This window comes from Kitasatospora sp. NPDC059577 (assembly GCF_042735475.1).
Classification (GTDB): domain Bacteria; phylum Actinomycetota; class Actinomycetes; order Streptomycetales; family Streptomycetaceae; genus Kitasatospora.
Genome location: NZ_JBHWBZ010000103.1, coordinates 1 through 19,070, shown reverse-complemented (window position 1 = coordinate 19,070; position 19,070 = coordinate 1). Strand labels below are relative to the sequence as shown.

Sequence of the window (19,070 nt, the reverse complement as noted above, 5' to 3'; positions counted from 1 at the left end):
CAGCGCCCCCTTCTCCGTATGGATGTGCGACATCCCGCGAGTTCTCCTTGGCCCGGCTGAGCGAGCGAAACCGTGGCCAGGAGCGTCCTCAGCCGAGCGCGATCCGCCCGCAGGTGCGCCCTTCGCCCTTGACCAGCGGGCCCGCAGCCTGCCCGCAGCCGCGCGAGTGCGCGTTCTACGCGTTCGGGTCCCACACGGCGAGCTGCTCCATCGGCTCGGGGTCGCCGGTGATCTCCACGCTGTCGAGCGGGACGCGGTCGTAGAAGTAGAGGACCAGCTCGCTCGCTGCGCCTCGCATCGCCATGTCGCCCGGCTCCGCGTCGGCGGCGAGGTCGTCGCAGCGGACGCCGTCGGCATTGAGGGTCAGGCGCCAGGAGCCGCCCTCGGTCGCGTGCAGGTCGATGGTCGCCGGCTTGAACGGCCAGGGGACGGTCGTCGCCGAGACGGTCGTCAGGAACTCGTCGACGCCCTCGACCGCGACGTCCGTCGGCAGCGGCTGTGCGGCCCCCTGGGTGAGCTGGACGTCGTAGGTGTGGACGGCGATCTCCTGGATCTGGTGCCGGGCCAGGGCTCCGCTGGTCTGCGGGGCCTGCGAGCGGCCCCACCAGGTCCAGCAGCCGCGGTCCGGGCCGGCCTCGCGCATCGCGTCGAGCATGAGCTCGGTCGACTCGGCGAGCCAGGCGTCCAGGGCTTCGCGGTCGCGGGGCGCCGTCGGGGCGCCCTTCGGGTCCGTCTTCGCCGGGGGCTCGGCGCCCGGGCCCGCCGCGACGATGGCGGCCTGGCGGCGGCGGCCGTCGCCGAGGTGCTGCACCAGTTCGCGCAGCGTCCAGTCCGGGCAGGACGGGACCTGGACGTCAAGGTCGGGTGCGGACGCGATCGCGGCGCGGAACGCGGTCGAGCGGTCCTCGATCAGCCGCAGGACCTCGGGGAACTCCAAGATTTTTTGCACGTCGGTTGTGTATCACGGGGCTTCAGCCGCCGGGTAGCGAATTAATTCCGCGCACTGCTCGCCACCGGCGACTTCACCGGTGGTGAGGACGGCGCGCGGCTCAGCCGGGTTCGACCGAGCCGCAGCCGTGGTGACACTCGGTCACCGCATCCGGTTGGAGATCCACCCCCAGGGAGTCCTGCTGCTGCAGCCCCGCGAGTGGAAAGCGCGATCCGTTGATCGTCTCGTCGACCACCAAGGGGGAACGGTGCTCCGACCGGACCTTGAGCGATGAGATGGTGTCGTCGAACTCGTCTCCGACGTACGCGGTGCTTCCGTGGAAGGTGGTGCCGGCGCCGGTGAAGTCGGAGTTGGCGTGGACGGTGACCTTCCAGCCGACACCGGCCTTGATCGAGCTGATCGTGTCGTTGCCCACCGAGCCGCCGTCGGTCTCCGGGTCGTCGTTGCCGTCGTGGAGCACGAGGCCGACGCCCTTGAAGTCGCGATCCGTGAAGATCTCGACAGCGGTTCCTGTGACGGAGACGATGCCGTCCTTGTTCGCCGGAGCCATGCTGCGAACCTCCAACGTCGAGTGAACAGCGCCAAGGCAGCTGTGATCACCGGCTTGGTCCGGCACACCCACGAGGACTGCCCCGACGACCACCGGCTCGTCTCCTCCGGATCCGGTCGGTCCTCAGGCCTCGTCGGCCCAGATCGCCCTGCGGCCGTCGGGCTGGATGTGGACCGTCATCGACATCTCGCGGTAGACGGACACGTCGTCCGGCTCGCCGACCTCGGCCCGCGCCTGGAACGCGGTCGCCGGGAGCAGCGGATGGACGCACTGCTCCGGGGGGCTCAGCAACGACTGGCCGGGCGCCACCACGACCCGCACACCCGTGCCCCAGGACCCGGGGCACGGGTGGATGTCGCGGGCGCGCACCCAGCCGACCTTGGCCCGCACCGTCACCGCCGCAGGACCGGTGTTGGTCAACAGGACCGCGAAGCTCAGGCCGGACTCGTCCACGCGGGTGCACGGCGTCCACGCGAGACCGTTGACGTACCGGACCCGCCCGCAGCGGTGATTGCCGCCGATCTCGGTCCGTGCCCCGGCGGCCGGGGAGAACAGCGGCAGATCCGGACGCTCCGGGGCAGCGGTCGACAGGTCTGCCGGGACGCTCGCGGCCGGCGGCTGCGGCGGTGGTGCCGACGTGGCCCGGTCCGTGCCGGTTCCGCCGCGCTCCGACAGGAGGAACAACGGCGGGACGGCGGCCGCGACCAGGACGGCCGCGGCCGCGGGCAACCACCGGCGTACGGTGGCGCGGGGGAGGCGCGCGTCCATGGTGCGCGCCGCCGCAAGCCCCTCGACGGTGCCGCTCGTGATGCGCGCGCTCGGGGCCGCTTCCGTGTCCGCGTCCGCGCCGTCGTTCGAGTCCGCGCTGTCGTCCGCGTTCGCGCTGTCGTCCGCGTTCGCGCTGTCGTCCGCGTTCGCGCTGCCGTGCGTGTCTGCGCTGTCGCCCGCGTCCCCGCCGTCGGCGTCGCCGAGGTGGGCGACCACCTTCCGTCGCCACCCCGCGCCGCCGAGCTCCACCAGCCGGGCGCGAAGCGCGGCGATCTCCTCGCCGTGCCCGATCAGCAGGTCGGCCGTCGTGGCGGCGTCCGGACGCAGCACCTGGGCGAGCGCGGCCGAGTCGGCCGGTGAGGGCACCCGGTTGGCCTTCGCGACGAGGAGTTGCCGGTGTCCCTTCAGCCAGTAGGACAGCAGCGGCTCGTCGATCCGGTGCCCTGCCAGCTGCAGCCGGCGCACCAGGACCTTGCGCGACGGCCGCTGGGCGCCGTCGGTGACCTCCGCCAGGCACCGGGCCCACTCGTCCAGGGCCCGGGCGAACCCGCCCGCAGCCTCCTCGAAAGCCTTCTCCCGCTGCTCCACAGGCGTCCTCCCGGGTGGTTCGGCCTGCACCGCGAGCCGCTCATGTGCAGGTCAGCGCGGTGCAAGACAGAGTGCAAGTTCCACTGTTCCGCACCTGATGGACGGTCAACCCCACTGGCCGGGAGGCTCGGTGACGGCGCCGGAACCGGCCGGCCGTACACGGCGCACCGAGCCCTCCGTGCCAGGGCACACCACGGCCCGTCGCCCCGTCGCCCCGTCGCCCCGTCGTCCCGTCGCAGGGCGCAGGGCGCAGGACGAAACAAGAAGCAAGAAGCAAGAGCAGGTACAGGAACAGGAGCAGGACATGCGGACGAACCACTCGCGCTCCCACCGCGGCACCCCCCGGCAGGCCCTCACCCCGCTGCTGCTCGCCGCCGGCCTCACGGCCGCGCTCGCGGCCGGCACCGCGCCCGCGGCGCAGGCGACGACGCAGGCGACGACGCAGGCGGCGGCCCGGACGGCGGACAACGGTGTCCGGCTGGTCTTCGTCAAGAACCACGAGCACCCCGACCGCTCCACCCTCTCGGTCCGCGTCGGCGGCGAAACCATCGCCTCCTACCGGGCCGGCTCCGGCCTCGGCGCGAGCGCCGAGGGCCGCGACAGCTGCCGGACCAACAAGGGCTGGCTGCCCAACGGGACCTACCGGATCGAGGGCCACGAACGCCACCGGGACCGCACCATCAAGGGCTTCGCCATCGCCCTCGCCGACAAGAAGTGCTCCGACGGCACCCTGCGGTCCGACCTCTTCATCCACAGCGAGATGAGGGCGGACGGCAACCAGGGCACCACCGAGGCCACGCGCTGGGACGGCGACTCCGACTACCGCTCCTACGGCTGCATCAAGCTGAACCCCGACCACATCAAGGCGCTGTTCACCAAGCTGGACGACCGGGGCTGGCCCGCCACCCTGGAGGTCAGCGGCTGATCCGTCCACCATTGCGGGCCGTGCGTCGGCCGGGAGACATCTTCCGGCCGACGCGCGGCCCGTCGGCCCGTCGGCCCGTCGGCCTGTCGCCCCGCGGCTCCGGACGGCCGCCCGCAGTGTCAGCGCGCGTCGGCCCTGATCCCAGCCCGGCGCCGGACCTCTGCGGCCTGCTCGCGCGCCGCTGTTGCCTCTGCTCCGGCTCTGGCCCGGTCCTCCTCGAAGACCAGCGCACGGGCCGACGCGTCCAGGGCCCCGGCGATGCTCTCGCGCCAGTCGGCGAACTCGACGGAGTCGGCGTCGGGTGGCTGCTGCGACTTCACGAACCGGAGGTGGCTCAGGGCATGCTTGAGCGCGGGGTCGACCACGAGGCTTCCTTCGATCGGTACGCGGTCAACCCCATCGTGCCCCACCGTCACGGCGTGGACCGCGCGGTTCGGGCGGTCCGGGTGTGGTGGTCCAGCAGGCGGGTGAGCAGCTGGGTGAACTGCTCGCGTTCGGCCGGGTCCAGTGGCGCGAGCAGGTCGTCGTGGAGGTCGTCCAGGACCTCGTCGAGGTGCTGTAGGTGACGGCGGCCCCGGGCGGAGATCGTGATGATGTTGCGGCGCCGGTCGTCGGGGTCCGGCACCCGTTCGACGAGGTCGCGTTCGGCCAGTTCGTTGAGGACGCCGACCATGTCGCTGCGGTAGATGCCGGACCGCCGGCTCAGCGTGGCCTGGCTGCCGGGCCCGTACTCCTGCAGGGAGGCGAGCACGGCGTAGTGCCACTTGCGGGCGTCGACCCGGGCCAGGCCCTCGTTGATCAGGCGGTCCGACTGCGTGGTGAGCTGTGACAGCAGGCGGCTCGCCCGCTGGCGCAGCCGGTCGGGGGTCTCGGGGGCGCCGTCGTCCGGCGCCCCGTCCTCGGGCGCGCCGTTCTCGGGCGGATCCGGGGCTTCGGCTCTGGTCATGGGACCGTCCTCTCCATTGCGTTAGTGAGACTAACGATGTACGTTCGCTCGTGCCAAACCGTTAGTGAGACGAACGTTTGTCGAGAACGTGAGAGAAGGAAGAGCCGCCATTCCCACCACGACGCTGCAGATCCCCACCGAGGACGGCCAGGCCGACGCCTTCGCCGCCTTCCCCGACGACGGCGGGCGCCACCCGGGGGTGCTGATGTACGGGGACGCCTTCGGCATCAGGCCCGCGCTGCGCGAGATCGCCCGCGAACTGGCCGGGCACGGGTACTACGTGCTCGTCCCCAACTTCTTCCACCGGCACGGTCCGACACCGGTGGTCGACCTCCCCGCGCACATCGGGGAAGACGCCCGGCCCGCGCTCGTCGCCCAGGTGATGCCCTTGATCAGGGCACACACCACCGAACGCGTCCTGAGCGACGCCGAGGCCTACCTCGCGTTCCTCACCGGCCGGCCCGAGGTCAGCGCCGGACCGGTCGCGGTGACCGGCTACTGCATCGGCGGCCTCCTGGCGCTGCGCACCGCCGCGGCCCACCCCGGCCGAGTGGCCGCCGTCGCCGGATTCCACGGCCCCGTGGGCGCGGACGGGCCGGACCGGCAGCGCCTCCTCTCCACGCTCACCGCCGAGGTCTACCTCGGCCACGCCGAATCCGACCTGACCCCCGAGGACCTCGGCGAACTCGACCGGGCCCTGGACGCCGCCGGTGTCGGCTACACCTCTGAGATCTACCCCGGCACCGTGCACGGCTTCACCATGTCCGACACCGACGCCTTCGACCCCGCCGCGCTGCAGCTCCACTGGGACCGGCTGCTGCCCCTCCTCGGCCGCACGCTCGCCACGGGCTGACACCCGCGCCGGCCCGCACGCCGAAGCGACGGAGACGGCGACTGCGACGGCGACGGTGACGGCGACGGTGATCGCCGCAGCGCCCGCGCCCGCGCCCGCGCCCGCGCCCGCGACGGAGACCGCGTCCGGCACGGCTCCGCAGGCTTCGGCCCGCAGCCGCGGTCCGCCCGCCCGGAGCCCCCGGCGCGGGCGTTCCGGCTGGTGGGAGGGGGTGGGGCCGCCGCTATGCTGTACGGCGGTCTTCGGGCCGAACAACAGGACACAGGGGGAGAGTTCATGGACGGCAACGGGCTGCCCGGGTGCGCGAGGACGGTCGACGAGGCCGTAGCCGGGCCGGCGTTGCGGGGCGCTGACCGGGAGGTGACCTCGTGAGGACGTGGCAGCGGGTCCTCCTCGTGCCGGTCGTCGTGTCGGCCGTCGCGGGCACGGTCGGCGCGGTGTCGATCCATCGGATGACGACCGGCCGGCTCGACCACGGGAGGGTGTTCACGGCGACCTCGGGGCCGCTGACCGTCAAGGCCGGCGAGCTCTTCTCGATCGAGGTGAGCGCGTACCGGACGGCGGGCGACATCTGGACCGTGGCCGACCCCGCGCCCGACTCCGCGGTGGTGCGGACCGTCGGTGACGAGTACGTCAGGACCATCGGGCTCAAGGACCTGCCCGGCCTCAGCGCGCTCGACGGGGCCGGCGCGCTCGGCTCGGGAGGCCACTACTACTTCGTCTTCCGTGCTGCCGGGAACCCCGGCCGGACCACCGTCACCCTGCACGTCGACTACCGCGACCACGAGGGCTGGACGTTCTCCGGCGGGCCTGAGCGGACCAGGCGTCAGTTCACCGTCCAGGTCGACTGACTCAACCCCGACCCCAACCCCGACCCCGACCGGGTCGGTCGGCGGCCCCGGCTGCCTCGCCCCCGCTGTGAGCGGTGTCGCGGTGGGGACAACCCCAGGACGGATACGCCCGCTGTCCGCACTGTGGGGGAGGGGTGACGGTACGTAGCGTCGCCGGCATGAGGTTCACAGAGCAGGAAGAGCAAGCAGTGCAGGGGGAACGGGCAGGACGGGCCGCGACCGCAGGCGGGTTACGGTCCGCGCTCCGTCGGCTGGGCGCCGGCGCGGCCCTGGCCGTCCTGGCCGCCGCGACCGTGCCGGCGGGCGCCGCCTCGGCGGACGCCCGCGCGGACACGGGCTCGGCCCACCAAGGCGATCGCGGCCGCCTGGTCTCCGCCCACCCGACGACCACCCTGGCCACGAAGGAGGACGTCGCCGCGGCACTGGCCGGCGCCGGGTTCGACGCGGGCACCGTCCGGTTCGGGACGGACGCCTACCGGCTGGAGTACCGGACCGTGGACCCGAGCGGTCGGCCGATCACCGCCAGCGGGCTGCTGATGCTGCCCCGCGGCGGCGGTCGCGAGCTGCGGACGGTGTCGTTCACCCACGGCACGACCAGCTACCGCTCCGACGCCCCCTCGACCACGGTCACGGCGGGGTTCGTGTCCTCGCCCGCCCTCACGTACGCGTCCGCAGGCTTCGCCGCCGTCGCCCCGGACTACCTCGGTCTGGGCACCGGCCCGGGGCCCCACCCCTGGATGGACGTGCCCTCGGAGACGAGCGCCTCCCTGGACATGCTCCGGGCGGCCCGCGCCTTCGTCCCGAGCACGGGCCGAACCCTGGGCCACGACGTGCTGGTCACCGGCTTCTCCCAGGGCGCCTCGGCGGCGATGGGACTCGCACGGGCCCTGCAGGACGGCGGCGACCGGTGGTTCCGGCTCCGGGCCGTCGCGCCGGTCAGCGGCGCCTACGACTTCCGGCGCGCCGAGCTGCCCGCGCTGCTCGGCGGCTCCCTCGAACCGAAGTCGAGCGTGCTGTACTCGGCGTACCTCCTCGTCGCGTGGAACCGGTTGCACCACCTGTACGACACCCCGGGCGAGGTCTTCCAGGCACCGTACGACAGCACGATCGAGGCGCTGTTCGACGGCTCGCACACCGGCCCGCAACTCTTCGCCGGCACGCCCGGCACCATCGACGCGCTGCTCACCCCGCACGGCTTCGACATGCTGCGGTACCCGACCGGCCGCCTCGCCGAGGCACTCCGGGTGGCCGACGGTACCTGCGACTGGGCGCCGCGCGTCCCGGTCCGCCTGTACACGGCGGAGGCCGACGAGCAGGCGGCCGACGCCAACACCGACGCCTGTGCGGCCGCGCTGCGGTCGCACGGCGCGGACCCGGCGGTCGTCGACCTCGGCACCCCGGACTTCGCGCGGTCCCGGCACCTCGGCTCCAACGTCGCCGGCACGGCGGACATCGTGCGCTGGTTCAGCGGCCTGCGCTGACCGGTCGGCACCCCGCCCCGAGCCGCCGCCTCCGGCCGGGGACGGGCTGTCGGCCGGGCTGTCGGCCGGGCTGTCGGCCTGCTCTGGCAGTCTTGCCCGGTGCTGATCGACGGATATGACGGTGAACCGCTGGTGGCCGGGGAAGACCTGCTCGCCCGGCCGGGCTTCTGGGCGGCCTACCTCCTCTGGATGTGCGAGTCGGACGAGGAGAACGGTGAGCCGAGCGCGGAGTGGTTCGGAGCGGACGCGGCCGACGCCGGCGCCGCCTACCAGGAGTTGACGGACGACGGCGCCTGGCCCGTGTTCCGGGTGCCGTTCGGCAGCGGACACACCGCCGTGGTGGTGAGCCGCAACCTCGCCGACGACAGCGGGACGGACTACGTCGTCACCCACCCCGAGTGGCGGCGGCACGGCCACCTCGCCACCCTCGACGGACACCAGGCGGGCCCCGGTCTCTCCTGGTCGGAACTGGTCCACATCGCGAACACCCCCGACCGCGGGGCGCCGGGCGTCCACGACCCCCGTGCCCGGCTGCTGCTCCTGCTGCCCGCCCTCGGTGACGAGGACGCGCCGGCGGACGCGGCGGACGTGATCGCCGAAGCGCTGGTCCGGGTCGGTGCGCCCGCCGGCAAGGCTCCGCGCGTGGCGGCGCGCCTCCTGGACCACCCCCTGTGGGAAGCGGCTCGGTGGTCGGCGCCCGGAGCGTCCCCGCTCAGCGGTGGCGAACAGCCCTTCGCGGGCATCCTCCACTGCGACGGCCCGTACAGTCCGCGCTGCGGGATGCAGCTCGCCCGGGGCATCACCCCGGAGCAGACCGAACGACTCGCCCACGCGCTCGGAACCCTGCCCGCCTGACGTCGACCGGTCCCTGCCGCACCGCACCGCACCGCACCGCACCGCATCGCTCCGCTCCGCACCGCATCGCTCCGCACCGCATCGCATCGCTTCGCACCGCACCGCTCGGGCGTCGAGGGCGCACGCGGTCAGGCGTCGAGGGTGTGCCCCGTCGTCGCGTCCACGTGGGCGGGGACCTCGTCGTGGCGGTCGCCCACGGTGGGCGTGCCGGTCGGCTCGACCATGAGGATCGCGGCGCCGGTCGGGGCGGACGGCTTGTGCTCCGTGCCGCGGGGGACGGTGAAGACCGACCCTCGCGGCAGCACGACCGTGCGTTCGCCGGCGGGCTCACGCAGGGCGATGTGCAGTTCCCCGTCGAGGACCAGGAAGAACTCGTCGGTGGTGTCGTGGGCGTGCCAGAGGTGCTCGCCCTCGACCTTGGCGACGCGGACGTCGTAGTCGTTGACGCGCGTCACGATGCGCGGGCTCCACAGGGCGTCGAAGGAGGCCAGCGCCGTGTGCAGGGAGATGGGTCGGTTGCTCATGGGCCCATCCTGCGCCGCGACGCCCGACCGGCGTGAGTGCTAGGAATCGCACATGACGAAAGAATCCTCGCAGCACGTGCGCGCGGCGGGCGTCCACCGGGTGGTCGTGATCGTGGACGAGAACTCCAACCCCTTCGAGCTGGGCTGCGCGACCGAGGTCTTCGGCCTGCGCAGACCGGAGATCGGGCGCGACCTCTACGACTTCGGGCTGTGCTCCCCCGAACCGCGCACCCTGATGCGCGACGGGTTCTTCACGCTCACCGGGGTCGCGGGCCTGGAGGCGGCCGACACCGCGGACACCCTGATCGTCCCCAACCGCCCCGACCCCGAGGTGCCCCGCCGCCGCGCGGTGCTGGACGCCGTCCGGCGGGCGCACGCGCGCGGGGCACGCCTGATGGGCTTCTGCAGCGGGGCCTTCACCCTGGCCGAGGCCGGCGTCCTCGACGGGCGCAGGGCCACCGCGCACTGGCAGTGGGCGGACTCCTTCCGGGCCCGGTTCCCCGCCGTCCACCTCGAAACGGACGTGCTGTTCGTGGACGACGGCGACATCCTCACCGCCGCCGGGAGCGCCGCCGCACTCGACCTCGGGCTGCACGTGGTCCGCCGCGACCACGGTGCGGAGGTCGCCAACTCCGTCAGCCGACGGCTGGTCTTCGCGGCGCACCGGGACGGCGGACAACGCCAGTTCGTCGAACGACCCATGCCCGACCTGCCCGACGAGTCCCTCGCCCCGGTCCTCGCCTGGGCACAGGAACGGCTCGACGCGCCCCTGACGGTGTCGGACCTCGCGGAACGGGCGGCGGTCAGCCCGGCCACACTGCACCGCCGCTTCCGGGCACAGCTGGGAACGACCCCGCTGGCGTGGCTCACCGCCGAACGGCTCACCCTGGCCTGTCGGCTCATCGAACGGGGCGAGAGCCGCTTCGAGGTCGTCGCCCGCCGCAGCGGCCTCGGCACCGCCGCCAACCTGCGGGCGCTGATGCGCCGCGGGACGGGCATCACCCCGACCGCGTACCGGCGCCGCTTCGGGCCCGAGGCCGACTGACGCGCGCCCGGGCCGCCCGGCGGCCCGGGAAGCGATCGGCATCCGGCGCGCGTTGGCGACGCCGACCCCGACGCCCACCTGCCGGACCTGGTCTCCTCGCTCTTCAACCTCTCCAACCGGCTGGGTGACGCGGGCCACCGGGAGGAGGGGCCGGCCGTGAGCCGGGAGGCCGTCGGCCACTACCGCGCGCTGGCGGCCGCGAACCCGGACGCCCACCTGCCGGACCTCGCGATGGCGTTGAACAACCTCGCCGCCGACCTCGGACAGACGGGCCGACGGGAGGAGGCCCTGGCGCCCATCCGGGAATCCGTCGCCATCCGGCGCACCCTGGCGCAGGTCAACCCGGCGCTCCACGAGGCCGAGTTGCGGCGATCGCTGCAGGTGGCGGCCTGGCCCGACGGGACCGAACCGCGCAACGCCCCACCGTCCGCGTCGCACTGAGGCAGCGGAAACCCCCACAGGGCGCCCCGGCGGCTTGCCCACCTGGCGTACCGAGGTGCGGGGGCCGAGGCGCAGGGGGCCGAGGGCACGGCCGGGACGGCTCGGGTGACACCGGTGGTCGCTAGCCTCTCCGCGTGACCATGACCAGTGATCGAGAATTCCCCACCGCACTCGCCGCCGCACTGGCGGCCCCGTTCGACTACGACGACGGCGAGAGGATCGACTTCGAGCCGTTCGCGGCCTTCCTGTCCGCCGAGGACACCACCGACTGGTGGCGGGCCTGGACCGACAACACCGAGTCGAGCGGCGACGACTTCCGGGTGTTCGGCCAGGACGGCACGGGCGGGTACGCCGCGTTCTGGCTGGTGCGCCCGGACGGCGCGCTCGTCGACCAGCCCGTCGTCTTCCTCGGCTCCGAGGGCGAGACCGCCGTCGTAGCGCGCGATCTGGCCGACTTCCTGTGGCTGCTCGCCGACGGTGTCGGCCCCTGCGAAGCGGCCGGCGGGTACGGCACCGACCGGGGCCCGCGTCCCGACCGTCGACTGACGGCCGTCGCCGAACGGTTCGCCCCCGGCCGGCAGCAGTCGGCCGCCGCCGTCATCGAGCGGGCTGCCCGGGAGTTCCCCGACTTCGACGACATCGTCACGGAGCTGTGCCGCTGACCCGACTCCAGGAGACGCCCGCTCCGGTCCGGGGGAGCCCGGACGGCGCCGAGCCGGCCTCGGAGCAGCGGCCGGGTCGCTCCTGGGGCGTCGCCCGGAGGATGTCGCGCGGGCGGCTCGCGGGGCTTTCCCAGGAGAAACTCCCGCGCCCGCGCGACATCCTGGCGGCTCGCGTAGTCATGAGGGGTATGCACGGGGATCGCGAGACGAGGGAACGGGCGGGGACCGAGTGAAGTCTGCACGGGAGAACGAGTACGTGGAGTTCGTGGCCGCGAGGGGGAAGGCGCTGTACCGCTCGGCGTACGTCCTCGCGGCGGGTGACGCGCATCTGGCCGAGGACCTGGTCCAGGAGACCCTCAGCCGGGTGTACGTGCACTGGAAGCGGGTGGCCGGTGCGGACAACCCGGCGGCCTACGCGCAGACGGTGCTGGTCCGCACCTTCCTCAGTCTGCGGCGTCGGCGGAGCAGCACGGAGCGTCCCGTGGGGAACCTGCCCGAGGGCGCGGCGGCCGGGCCGGACACCGCGCTGCGGCTCACCCTGCTGGACGCGCTCGGCCAACTCCCGCCCCGCGACCGGGCGGTGCTCCTGCTGCGCTACTGGGAGGACCGCAGCATCGAGGAGACCGCGCAGATGCTCAGGCTGAGCAGCAGCGCTGTCCGCTCGCAGGGCACCCGGGCGCTCGGCAGGGTGCGTGCGCTGCTCGGTGACAGCCTGGCGGACCTGGTTCCGCACTGAGCACGCCGAGCACACCGAGCAGGTCGCAGCAGTCGCACAACCCCCCATCAGTACACAGACAAGGTGACGCCGGAATGCCGTTCGAAACAGACCTCGCACGTGCCCTCGACCGTACGACCGATTCCCTCGATCCCGACCTCACCGCGCTCCTGGGCGGAGCCGTCGAGCGCGGGCGCAGCCGCAAGCGTCGGCGCGTCGCCGGCGTCGTCGTGGCCGGGGCCGGTGCCTGCGCCGCGATCGCGGCGGTGGGCCTGGTGGTTCCCGGAATGCTCGGGAGCCGCCTCGGGGGATCCGACCGGGAGATGACGCCGATGGCGGCGCCCCGGACCGCGATCACCGACACCCAGATGATCCAGGCCCTGGAGGGCACGTTCCCCGGGGGCCGGTTCAGCGAGGAGAAGGGACAGGGCAACGACCCCGCGGACCCGTCCCGCGGGCTCGTCGCCAACGGCAGCCTGCTCCTCGACGACGGGCAGGGCCTCGCCAGCGTCGGGGTCTCGGCGGTGCGGCTCCAGCTGCCGCTCAGGGACGGGGACGGGCTGAGCTGCGACCAGGCACCCGCGCGGGCCGACGGTGACACCTGCACGCTGCGGGAGCTGCCGAGCAGCGCCGAGATCCCCGGCGGGGCGCTGGTGATGTCGGAGCGGAACGTGGCCAAGCACACCGGCAGCGTCGATGCCGCCCACCGCTGGACGGTGACGGTCACCCTGAAGGCGACCGGTGCGCAGCTCCAGATGGTGCAGTGGAACAGCACCGGCGGTGGCACGGGCAGCGAGGTGCCGAAGCCGACGCGGGCCGCGCCCCCGCTCACCGAGCAGCAGGCGGTGGCCGCGCTCACCGGCACCACCTGGGCACCGATCCTCGCGGCCCTCGGCTGACGGTTCGCCGGGGGCCGGGGGCGGGACCGGGGGGCGGGGCCGGGGCCCAAGGAGGCGGTGGTGGTGCTCACTTGGGACCAGAACGGCCTTTCCGATGTCTTGACGAACTCATGACACTGGCGGACCATCATGCTGGCGCGCGCCTCACCTCCTCCACCGTTCCGCCCCCACGGACCCCCACAGGAGGACAGTCATGCGACTGCCCCGCCGAGGGAAGCCCGCTGCGGCCACCGCCGTACTGCTGGCCCTCGCCCTCGCCACCCCGATCACCGCCCGGGCCGCCTCCTCCGACCGCCCGGTCGTCCCCGCCACCACGACCGCCGACACCGACTTCGGCACGGACTTCGGCACCGAGGCCGACTACGGCACCGACGCGGCCCGGCAGTACCGGCTCGACGGCCCCCGGACCGTCGCCGAACGCACCGCCGTCGCCGCCACCGGCGCCTCCGTCGACGCCGTCCTACCCGACGCGGTGGTGGTCACCGCGACCCTCGCCGAGACCGCCCGGCTGCGGGCGCTCGGCTGGTCCCCGGTCGCGCTGCCCGGCCCCCGTTACGGTGACGGGCCCGGCGGCGAGGCCGTGGCCGGCGCGGTGTACGACTTCCCGCAGGCCGACTCCGGCTACCACAACTACGCCGAGGCCACCGCCGACATCGACGCCGTCGTTGCTGCGCACCCGGACATCATGAGCAAGCGCGTCATCGGCACCTCCTACGAGGGCCGGCCGATCGTCGCGGTGAAGATCAGCGACAACGTCAACACCGACGAGAACGAGCCCGAGGTGCTGTTCACCGCCCACCAGCACGCCCGCGAGCACCTCACCGTCGAGATGGCGCTCTACCTGCTGCACGAGTTCGGCGACAAGTACGCCACCGACAGCCGCATCGCCAACGCCGTCAACAGTCGTGAGATCTGGGTGATCCCCGACCTCAACCCGGACGGCGGCGAGTACGACATCGCCACCGGCCGCTACCGCAGCTGGCGCAAGGACCGCCAGCCGAACGCCGGCAGCAGCAGCGTCGGCACCGACCTCAACCGCAACTGGAACTACAAGTGGGGCTGCTGCGGCGGCTCCTCCGGTTCCACCTCCAACGAGACCTACCGGGGCAGCGCGCCGGAGTCGGCCAAGGAGACCAAGGTGGTCGCCGACTTCGTCCGCAGCCGGGTCGTCGGCGGCAAGCAGCAGATCACCGCCGCCATCGACTTCCACACCTACAGTCAGCTGGTGCTCTGGCCGTTCGGCTGGACCACCACCGACACCCCCGCCGGCATGACCGCCGACGAGTACAACACCTTCGCCACCCTCGGCCGCACCATGGCCGCCACCAACGGCTACACGCCCGAACAGTCGAGCGACCTCTACATCACCGACGGCGCGATCGACGACTGGCTGTGGGGCGCCCAACGGGTCTTCGCCTACACCTTCGAGATGTACCCCGGCCCGAGCGGCAGCGGCGGAGGCTTCTACCCGCCCGACGAGGTCATCGGCCGCGAGACCAGCCGCAACCGCGAAGCGGTCCTGCGGCTGGTGGAGACGGCGGACTGCGTCTACCGCGCGATCGGCAAGCAGCAGCAGTACTGCGGCATCCCCGCCTGACCGACCGCCACACAGGCGCACCGGGCCGGTCGGGACGGGTCGGGACCGGCCGGACCCGGTGGGCCGTTCGTAGCCGGAGAAACCCCCGGATGCCCGGACCGCTCAGCGGCCCGGGCATCCGGGATACCGTCCGCCGTCCGCCCGGTCGTCCCCGCAACCGCGCCCGCCGACACGGACTTCGGCACGGACTTCGACACCGAGGCCGACTACGGCACCGACGCGGCAACGGTTGTCGAGCTGATCTTCTCCTTACGCTGAGCTCATACCGTTGTTCGATGCAATGAACAGAGAACTGTGGTTGCAACTGGCACAGTCGCGGCACTTCCAGCAGATGATCTGGCCTTGCCAGTAAGGTCGTTGATGGGTGTGCCGGAGGGAGGCGACTGGTGTATCAGATGCGCGAGGCGACAGCCGCAGACGCTGGGGCGATTGCCGAGATGGTCAGGGCACGGTCTGCGTGGCTGTCGGTGAGGAGCCTGGGCGAGTGCGCCGACATGGCTGAGGAGTACGGCTCGCAGGCCGGAAACCCGGCCTTTCCGGTGTGGGTGCTGGAGCACGAGTCCGATGGCGTTGTGGGCTGTACAACATACTTCGGGAACGATGCGCTTCCGCCGTGGGGCTTCACCGAGGAGGAGCGTGCCGAGTCCACTCTGTTCCTGGCAACCACCTTCACCAAGCCGAACCCGCACCGGCTCGGCCGGTTGATCGCATGGTGGTCGCTCGACCACGCCGCCCAGCAGGGCCTGCGGCGGGTGCGTCGGGGAACGGGGCAGGAGCAGCTCTCCCGGTACTACCAGGAGGGCCAGGGCTGGGACCTGGTGCGGGTGGCCGAGCGACATGGTGCAAAGGTCTTCATGCTGCAACGCGAGGCCGAGCGTGTCCCGGGTCTCGCGGACATGATGGCCGGCCGCGGCCTCTGACCGACGCGTCTGCGGCCCCGGCGAAACCTCGCCGGGGCCGCAAACGTTCTCAGCGCCGGACGAGTGCGGAGTCGGCCAGGAGTGCGAAGACGACCTCGTGGTCACCGTCCACCGGAGTACCGGCCCCCAAGCGGTCCGCGACGGTTGCCAGACCGTCCGGGGCGATGAGTCCGGCCTCGATGAGAGGTGACCCTGCGTCGAGGATCGTCCGGATGCGGGGAACCCCGTGCCGGCGCATCGCCATGGTGATGATCTGCCGGAAGTTCTCAGCGATCGCCGGGCGGGCGACCTGCGGCGGCATGCCGGTCCTCCCGATCACTTCGCGCAGGAGCCGCTTCTTCTCCCGCCATTCCAGTGGTGTCCACTCGCAGAACCTGACGAGGAGCGGGTCGGTGAGCGGGTGGACGGGCCAGATGCCGCGTTGCATGAACGCGGGGCCGCACACGGTCTTGGCCATGAGAGCAGTCTCCGGGACGATCGCGGCCGGCGTGATGGCGGTGTCGATGTCCGGCAGTACAGCCTTCGCGGCCGGTCCCAGCCATGGCGGGGTGTCGGGCCGCTCGAAGCCTCCCCACCCTCCGTGGTCCTCGGCTTCCGTGGTGGCCATCAGCTCGTCGCCGCCGATCCCGGTGAACACAGCCCGGACGCCGTGGTCGGTGAACCGGCCGGACAGGGTGTCGAGCGCGTCGGCGTAGATGTCCTGGTAGGGAGAGATCCAGGTGCGGCGGCTGTAGCGGGACGTCGGCCCGTACGGCAGGTGATCGGTGGCCCTGACGGTCACGGACGACCATCCGGAGGCGATGTGCTCCAGGATGAGCGAGCAGCGCTCGGACTGCTGCACGCCCCGTTCGGCATCCAGAATGACAGTCCCCGCTGTCACGCCGGCCCCCTCCGGGGCTGTCCGCAGGCCCAGGGCGACGACGGTGGAGTCCATGCCGCCGGAAAGCTGCACGGCGGTCCTGGAGCCCTTCCACGGAATCCGCGACACTGACCGGCTGAGGAGGTCCAGGAACAGGGGCACCGGATCGGCGCCGGTCTGGAGGGACCTGGCCCGGGAGTGTTCGGCGGGCTCGGGGAACTGGATGATCAGCGGGCCGTCCTGGCCGAAGTGCGCGGTGGAACGCTCGGTGAGGAGCCTGATGTCCTGCCAGAACGTGGCGGCGGTGTACCGGGCGCGCAGGGCGAGGTGCCGGGTGACGGCCAGGTGGTCCAGCCGGTTGTGGTCCTGGTGGTCGCGGAGGTTCATCAGATCCCACGAGCCGTGCAGTACGCCGTCCTCGGCAGCCAGGTACTGGGGGGCGGTGCACTCGGGTCCGGTCTTGATCCGGATGGCCTGGCCGGGGCTGATCTCCATGGTGACCCAGTCCCCGCGGCTGGCCCGGATCTCCCGGAGCCTGCGGCCGTACGAGGCAGGCGAGACCTGTTCGATATCGGGCCGTCCCGGGGTGGTGTCAGCCAGCCTGACGGAGGCGATGAAAGCGGTGTGGATGCCGTCGGTGAGGGCGGTCTGCTCCGTCAGCTCGTGTCGGTACGGGGCGATCCAGGAGGATCCGCAGCACCAGCGGTCCACCGACCATGCCCACTCCCGGTCGGTGGTGATGTCGTCATGGGTGACGCGGAGATGGAACATCGCGGCTGTCCTTCGTACGTCGGGTGGGAGGTGGACGCGGACCGGCTGCAGCAGCGGGGGCTGCTGCGGCCGGCACGAGGCTTCGTCAGACGGCCGTGGTGTCGTACGTCTGCACGGAGTCGGAGCTGCCGGAGATCTTCTTGTAGCTGTACCGGTCGGTGGTGTGCATGACCTCGTAGGACGGCTCGTCGCCGAAGATCCGACCGGCGGCCTCGATGAGCATGGTCTCGTCGGTGATGTTCACGTAGCGGTTCCCTTCACCTTCATCGGTCGGCTTCCCCACGCCAACGCTTCACAGCCGGCGCAGGGAAGCCCAGTACCTGCGGGATTGCAGGCACCGGCGACGACCGGGGGTGTACCTGGATGGCCGGCCGCCGCCCGACCAGACAACCGCCGCACCGGCACTGCGCGTAACTGCCTCGTCATGATCGGGAGTTGAAAGCATTGAATTCAGGGGCAGAATGTCCGGCATGCCACGGACACGCCGTCAGAACAAGGCGCTCGGATGTCTCTTGTACCAGGCTGGTTGGGACCACGGGCAGTTCACCCGTGCCATCAACGCGGCCGGAACACGCGCAGGGCTGACCTTGCGGTACGACAACTCATCAGTGAGCCACTGGCTGAACGACGGAACAATCCCTCGCCGGAGGACTCAAGATCTGATCCTTGACGTCCTATCGGTCAGACTCCGACGTCCCATCACGGCGGCGGATGCCGGGTTCGGCGAACCCCGGCTTGACGACGCGGACGCGGATCTCGTTACCGGACTGATGGACCTGGCACGTGCGGACATGGACCCTACCCGGCGATCAGTACTTGGTGTCGGCCTCTACTCGGCTGCTGTGGTCTCGGTACCGGGATGGCAGGACGTGGTTGGCAGGATCGACATGATCAAGACCAACCCGCACCTGCGGATCGGTCAGCGCGAGGTCGAGTCCGTCATCGCGATGACGGAACTGGTCAGTGGCATTGATGACCAGCAGGGCGGACGGTATGCACGGCCCATGGCAGCTTCGTTCCTGGTGAACGCCATTGGCCCGTATCTCAAGGCCGAAGCCCCGGATGAGGTTCGTAGGGCACTGCTGTCGGCCGCAGCCGACCACTGCTACCTGACCGGTTACATGGCCATGGACGAACGTCTCGACGGCCTGGCCAACCGGTACTACCTCAAGGCGCTGGAGTTGTCCCGTCTGGCTGGTGACGAGCTGACCTTCTGCACGACCCTGCGAGGCATGAGCGTCATGCACGGCGACCTTGGCGACGGAGTCACGGCCATCAGACTCGCCCGGAGTGCATCCGCAGCCTCCCCACAAGCAGGACCCCGGATGCGAGCATTCCTGGCCGGCCAGGAGGCACATGCCGCAGCGCTGACCGGAGACAGAGCACTTGCCATGCTTCGGATCAAGCAGGCGGAGAGTGCGATGGAGAAGGCCGAATCCCAGGCCAAAGCGTTCGGATCATACGACCCATCGGCCTTGCATTACCACATCTCGCAAGTCCGCTACGAACTTGATGACTTGGACGGTGCGATCAAGTCGATGCAGGAGTCCCACCAGGCCCGCGAGCCTGCCTACCGGCGCACAAGGGTTCGATACGGGGCCATGCTTGCCGAACGCAAGTTCAAGGCCGGCCGTCTTGACGAAGCCTGTACGGACTGGCACCGCGTCCTGGACGAATACCCGCTCGTCCAGTCAGGGCGCGTTGATGACCGGATCCGCGAGATGCAGACCCTTATGACGCCTCACCTTCGCAACCCGTCGGCCCGTGAACTTCACGACCGGTCTCGTTCCATGGCAACGTGAGTCCTCCGGGTCGCGGGGGGGGGGGGGGGGGGGCGCCCCCGCGCCCACCGGGGGCGGGGGCCCCCCCCC

General features: G+C 71.9%; 21 protein-coding genes. 13 read left to right on the top strand and 8 right to left on the bottom strand.

The window, feature by feature from the left end; translation table 11 throughout:
• Positions 1-175: 175 nt before the first annotated feature.
• From ACFV0O_RS40230 to ACFV0O_RS40220, 3 genes are all read right to left on the bottom strand, one after another.
• Entirely contained in the window at positions 176-949 is a 774-nt protein-coding gene (locus tag ACFV0O_RS40230; RefSeq protein WP_380349637.1) for a maleylpyruvate isomerase N-terminal domain-containing protein, read from the bottom strand.
• Positions 950-1,049: 100 nt separating this feature from the next.
• Positions 1,050-1,499 carry a hypothetical protein gene (locus tag ACFV0O_RS40225; RefSeq protein WP_380349634.1) on the bottom strand — a complete coding sequence of 150 codons (450 nt, stop codon included), beginning with the start codon at positions 1,497-1,499 and terminating at the stop codon, positions 1,050-1,052.
• A 123-nt stretch (positions 1,500-1,622) separates the two neighbouring features.
• Positions 1,623-2,855 (bottom strand): hypothetical protein, encoded by a 1,233-nt coding sequence (locus ACFV0O_RS40220; protein ID WP_380349632.1) that lies wholly within the window; start codon positions 2,853-2,855, stop codon positions 1,623-1,625.
• Between the two features lie 304 nt (positions 2,856-3,159).
• Between ACFV0O_RS40220 and ACFV0O_RS40215 the strand changes: the two genes are divergently transcribed.
• Complete coding sequence (locus ACFV0O_RS40215; protein WP_380349629.1) at positions 3,160-3,780, top strand: L,D-transpeptidase; 621 nt, start codon at positions 3,160-3,162, stop codon at positions 3,778-3,780.
• A 119-nt stretch (positions 3,781-3,899) separates the two neighbouring features.
• Here the strand turns inward: ACFV0O_RS40215 and ACFV0O_RS40210 are convergent, their stop codons facing one another.
• Together ACFV0O_RS40210 and ACFV0O_RS40205 are read right to left on the bottom strand one after the other, a co-directional pair.
• Positions 3,900-4,145, bottom strand: a complete 246-nt coding sequence (locus ACFV0O_RS40210) for a hypothetical protein (protein ID WP_380349627.1) — start codon at positions 4,143-4,145, stop codon at positions 3,900-3,902.
• 47 nt (positions 4,146-4,192) lie between these two features.
• A complete protein-coding gene (locus ACFV0O_RS40205) occupies positions 4,193-4,726 on the bottom strand; it encodes a MarR family winged helix-turn-helix transcriptional regulator (RefSeq protein WP_380349625.1) in 534 nt (177 codons plus the stop codon).
• Positions 4,727-4,835: 109 nt separating this feature from the next.
• Here ACFV0O_RS40205 and ACFV0O_RS40200 point away from each other — a divergent pair, with 109 nt between their 5' ends.
• The 4 genes from ACFV0O_RS40200 to ACFV0O_RS40185 all read left to right on the top strand — a co-directional run bounded on the left by ACFV0O_RS40200 (position 4,836) and on the right by ACFV0O_RS40185 (position 8,766).
• Positions 4,836-5,579, top strand: coding sequence for a dienelactone hydrolase family protein (locus tag ACFV0O_RS40200; RefSeq protein ID WP_380349643.1), 744 nt, complete (start codon positions 4,836-4,838; stop codon positions 5,577-5,579).
• 368 nt (positions 5,580-5,947) lie between these two features.
• Entirely contained in the window at positions 5,948-6,430 is a 483-nt protein-coding gene (locus ACFV0O_RS40195; protein WP_380349623.1) for a protease inhibitor I42 family protein, read from the top strand.
• A gap of 158 nt (positions 6,431-6,588) precedes the next feature.
• Complete coding sequence (locus tag ACFV0O_RS40190) at positions 6,589-7,911, top strand: alpha/beta hydrolase family protein (protein WP_380349620.1); 1,323 nt, start codon at positions 6,589-6,591, stop codon at positions 7,909-7,911.
• A 99-nt stretch (positions 7,912-8,010) separates the two neighbouring features.
• Positions 8,011-8,766: a hypothetical protein gene (locus ACFV0O_RS40185; RefSeq protein WP_380349617.1), complete on the top strand. Its 756-nt coding sequence runs from the start codon at positions 8,011-8,013 to the stop codon at positions 8,764-8,766.
• Between the two features lie 128 nt (positions 8,767-8,894).
• Here ACFV0O_RS40185 and ACFV0O_RS40180 read toward each other — a convergent pair whose 3' ends face one another.
• Positions 8,895-9,290, bottom strand: a complete 396-nt coding sequence (locus ACFV0O_RS40180) for a cupin domain-containing protein (protein ID WP_380349614.1) — start codon at positions 9,288-9,290, stop codon at positions 8,895-8,897.
• Between the two features lie 52 nt (positions 9,291-9,342).
• On the opposite strand from ACFV0O_RS40180, the gene ACFV0O_RS40175 reads away from it, so the two are divergent.
• The 7 genes from ACFV0O_RS40175 (at position 9,343) to ACFV0O_RS40145 (ending at position 15,569) form a co-directional block, all read left to right on the top strand.
• The gene (locus ACFV0O_RS40175) at positions 9,343-10,335 is read left to right on the top strand and encodes a helix-turn-helix domain-containing protein (protein ID WP_380349611.1); all 993 of its coding nucleotides are present in this window, start codon (positions 9,343-9,345) and stop codon (positions 10,333-10,335) included.
• A gap of 156 nt (positions 10,336-10,491) precedes the next feature.
• Positions 10,492-10,776 (top strand): tetratricopeptide repeat protein, encoded by a 285-nt coding sequence (locus ACFV0O_RS40170; RefSeq protein WP_380349608.1) that lies wholly within the window; start codon positions 10,492-10,494, stop codon positions 10,774-10,776.
• A 140-nt stretch (positions 10,777-10,916) separates the two neighbouring features.
• A complete protein-coding gene (locus ACFV0O_RS40165) occupies positions 10,917-11,438 on the top strand; it encodes an SMI1/KNR4 family protein (protein WP_380349640.1) in 522 nt (173 codons plus the stop codon).
• 229 nt (positions 11,439-11,667) lie between these two features.
• On the top strand, positions 11,668-12,174 hold the full coding sequence (locus ACFV0O_RS40160; RefSeq protein WP_380349605.1) for a SigE family RNA polymerase sigma factor: 507 nt from the start codon (positions 11,668-11,670) through the stop codon (positions 12,172-12,174).
• A gap of 74 nt (positions 12,175-12,248) precedes the next feature.
• Positions 12,249-13,052, top strand: a complete 804-nt coding sequence (locus ACFV0O_RS40155) for a hypothetical protein (protein WP_380349603.1) — start codon at positions 12,249-12,251, stop codon at positions 13,050-13,052.
• 193 nt (positions 13,053-13,245) lie between these two features.
• The gene (locus tag ACFV0O_RS40150; RefSeq protein WP_380349600.1) at positions 13,246-14,649 is read left to right on the top strand and encodes a M14 family metallopeptidase; all 1,404 of its coding nucleotides are present in this window, start codon (positions 13,246-13,248) and stop codon (positions 14,647-14,649) included.
• Positions 14,650-15,035: 386 nt separating this feature from the next.
• On the top strand, positions 15,036-15,569 hold the full coding sequence (locus ACFV0O_RS40145) for a GNAT family N-acetyltransferase (RefSeq protein WP_380349597.1): 534 nt from the start codon (positions 15,036-15,038) through the stop codon (positions 15,567-15,569).
• A gap of 49 nt (positions 15,570-15,618) precedes the next feature.
• Here ACFV0O_RS40145 and ACFV0O_RS40140 read toward each other — a convergent pair whose 3' ends face one another.
• Both ACFV0O_RS40140 and ACFV0O_RS40135 read right to left on the bottom strand, forming a co-directional pair.
• Positions 15,619-17,199, bottom strand: a complete 1,581-nt coding sequence (locus ACFV0O_RS40140; RefSeq protein ID WP_380349594.1) for an asparagine synthase-related protein — start codon at positions 17,197-17,199, stop codon at positions 15,619-15,621.
• Between the two features lie 85 nt (positions 17,200-17,284).
• Positions 17,285-17,443, bottom strand: coding sequence for a hypothetical protein (locus tag ACFV0O_RS40135; RefSeq protein WP_380349592.1), 159 nt, complete (start codon positions 17,441-17,443; stop codon positions 17,285-17,287).
• 643 nt (positions 17,444-18,086) lie between these two features.
• Here ACFV0O_RS40135 and ACFV0O_RS40130 point away from each other — a divergent pair.
• On the top strand, positions 18,087-19,001 hold the full coding sequence (locus tag ACFV0O_RS40130) for a transcriptional regulator (protein ID WP_380349589.1): 915 nt from the start codon (positions 18,087-18,089) through the stop codon (positions 18,999-19,001).
• Positions 19,002-19,070: the final 69 nt, after the last annotated feature.

What these genes read in the sequence shown, in the direction of transcription:
- ACFV0O_RS40205 (WP_380349625.1), bottom strand. Translation starts at nt 4,726, where the DNA reads ATGACCAGAGCCGAAGCCCCGGATCCGCCCGAGAACGGCGCGCCCGAG.
- ACFV0O_RS40215 (WP_380349629.1), top strand. Translation starts at nt 3,160, where the DNA reads ATGCGGACGAACCACTCGCGCTCCCACCGCGGCACCCCCCGGCAGGCC.
- ACFV0O_RS40155 (WP_380349603.1), top strand. Translation starts at nt 12,249, where the DNA reads ATGCCGTTCGAAACAGACCTCGCACGTGCCCTCGACCGTACGACCGAT.
- ACFV0O_RS40150 (WP_380349600.1), top strand. Translation starts at nt 13,246, where the DNA reads ATGCGACTGCCCCGCCGAGGGAAGCCCGCTGCGGCCACCGCCGTACTG.
- ACFV0O_RS40175 (WP_380349611.1), top strand. Translation starts at nt 9,343, where the DNA reads ATGACGAAAGAATCCTCGCAGCACGTGCGCGCGGCGGGCGTCCACCGG.
- ACFV0O_RS40225 (WP_380349634.1), bottom strand. Translation starts at nt 1,499, where the DNA reads ATGGCTCCGGCGAACAAGGACGGCATCGTCTCCGTCACAGGAACCGCT.
- ACFV0O_RS40130 (WP_380349589.1), top strand. Translation starts at nt 18,087, where the DNA reads ATGATCAAGACCAACCCGCACCTGCGGATCGGTCAGCGCGAGGTCGAG.
- ACFV0O_RS40180 (WP_380349614.1), bottom strand. Translation starts at nt 9,290, where the DNA reads ATGAGCAACCGACCCATCTCCCTGCACACGGCGCTGGCCTCCTTCGAC.
- ACFV0O_RS40190 (WP_380349620.1), top strand. Translation starts at nt 6,589, where the DNA reads ATGAGGTTCACAGAGCAGGAAGAGCAAGCAGTGCAGGGGGAACGGGCA.
- ACFV0O_RS40165 (WP_380349640.1), top strand. Translation starts at nt 10,917, where the DNA reads ATGACCAGTGATCGAGAATTCCCCACCGCACTCGCCGCCGCACTGGCG.
- ACFV0O_RS40140 (WP_380349594.1), bottom strand. Translation starts at nt 17,199, where the DNA reads ATGTTCCATCTCCGCGTCACCCATGACGACATCACCACCGACCGGGAG.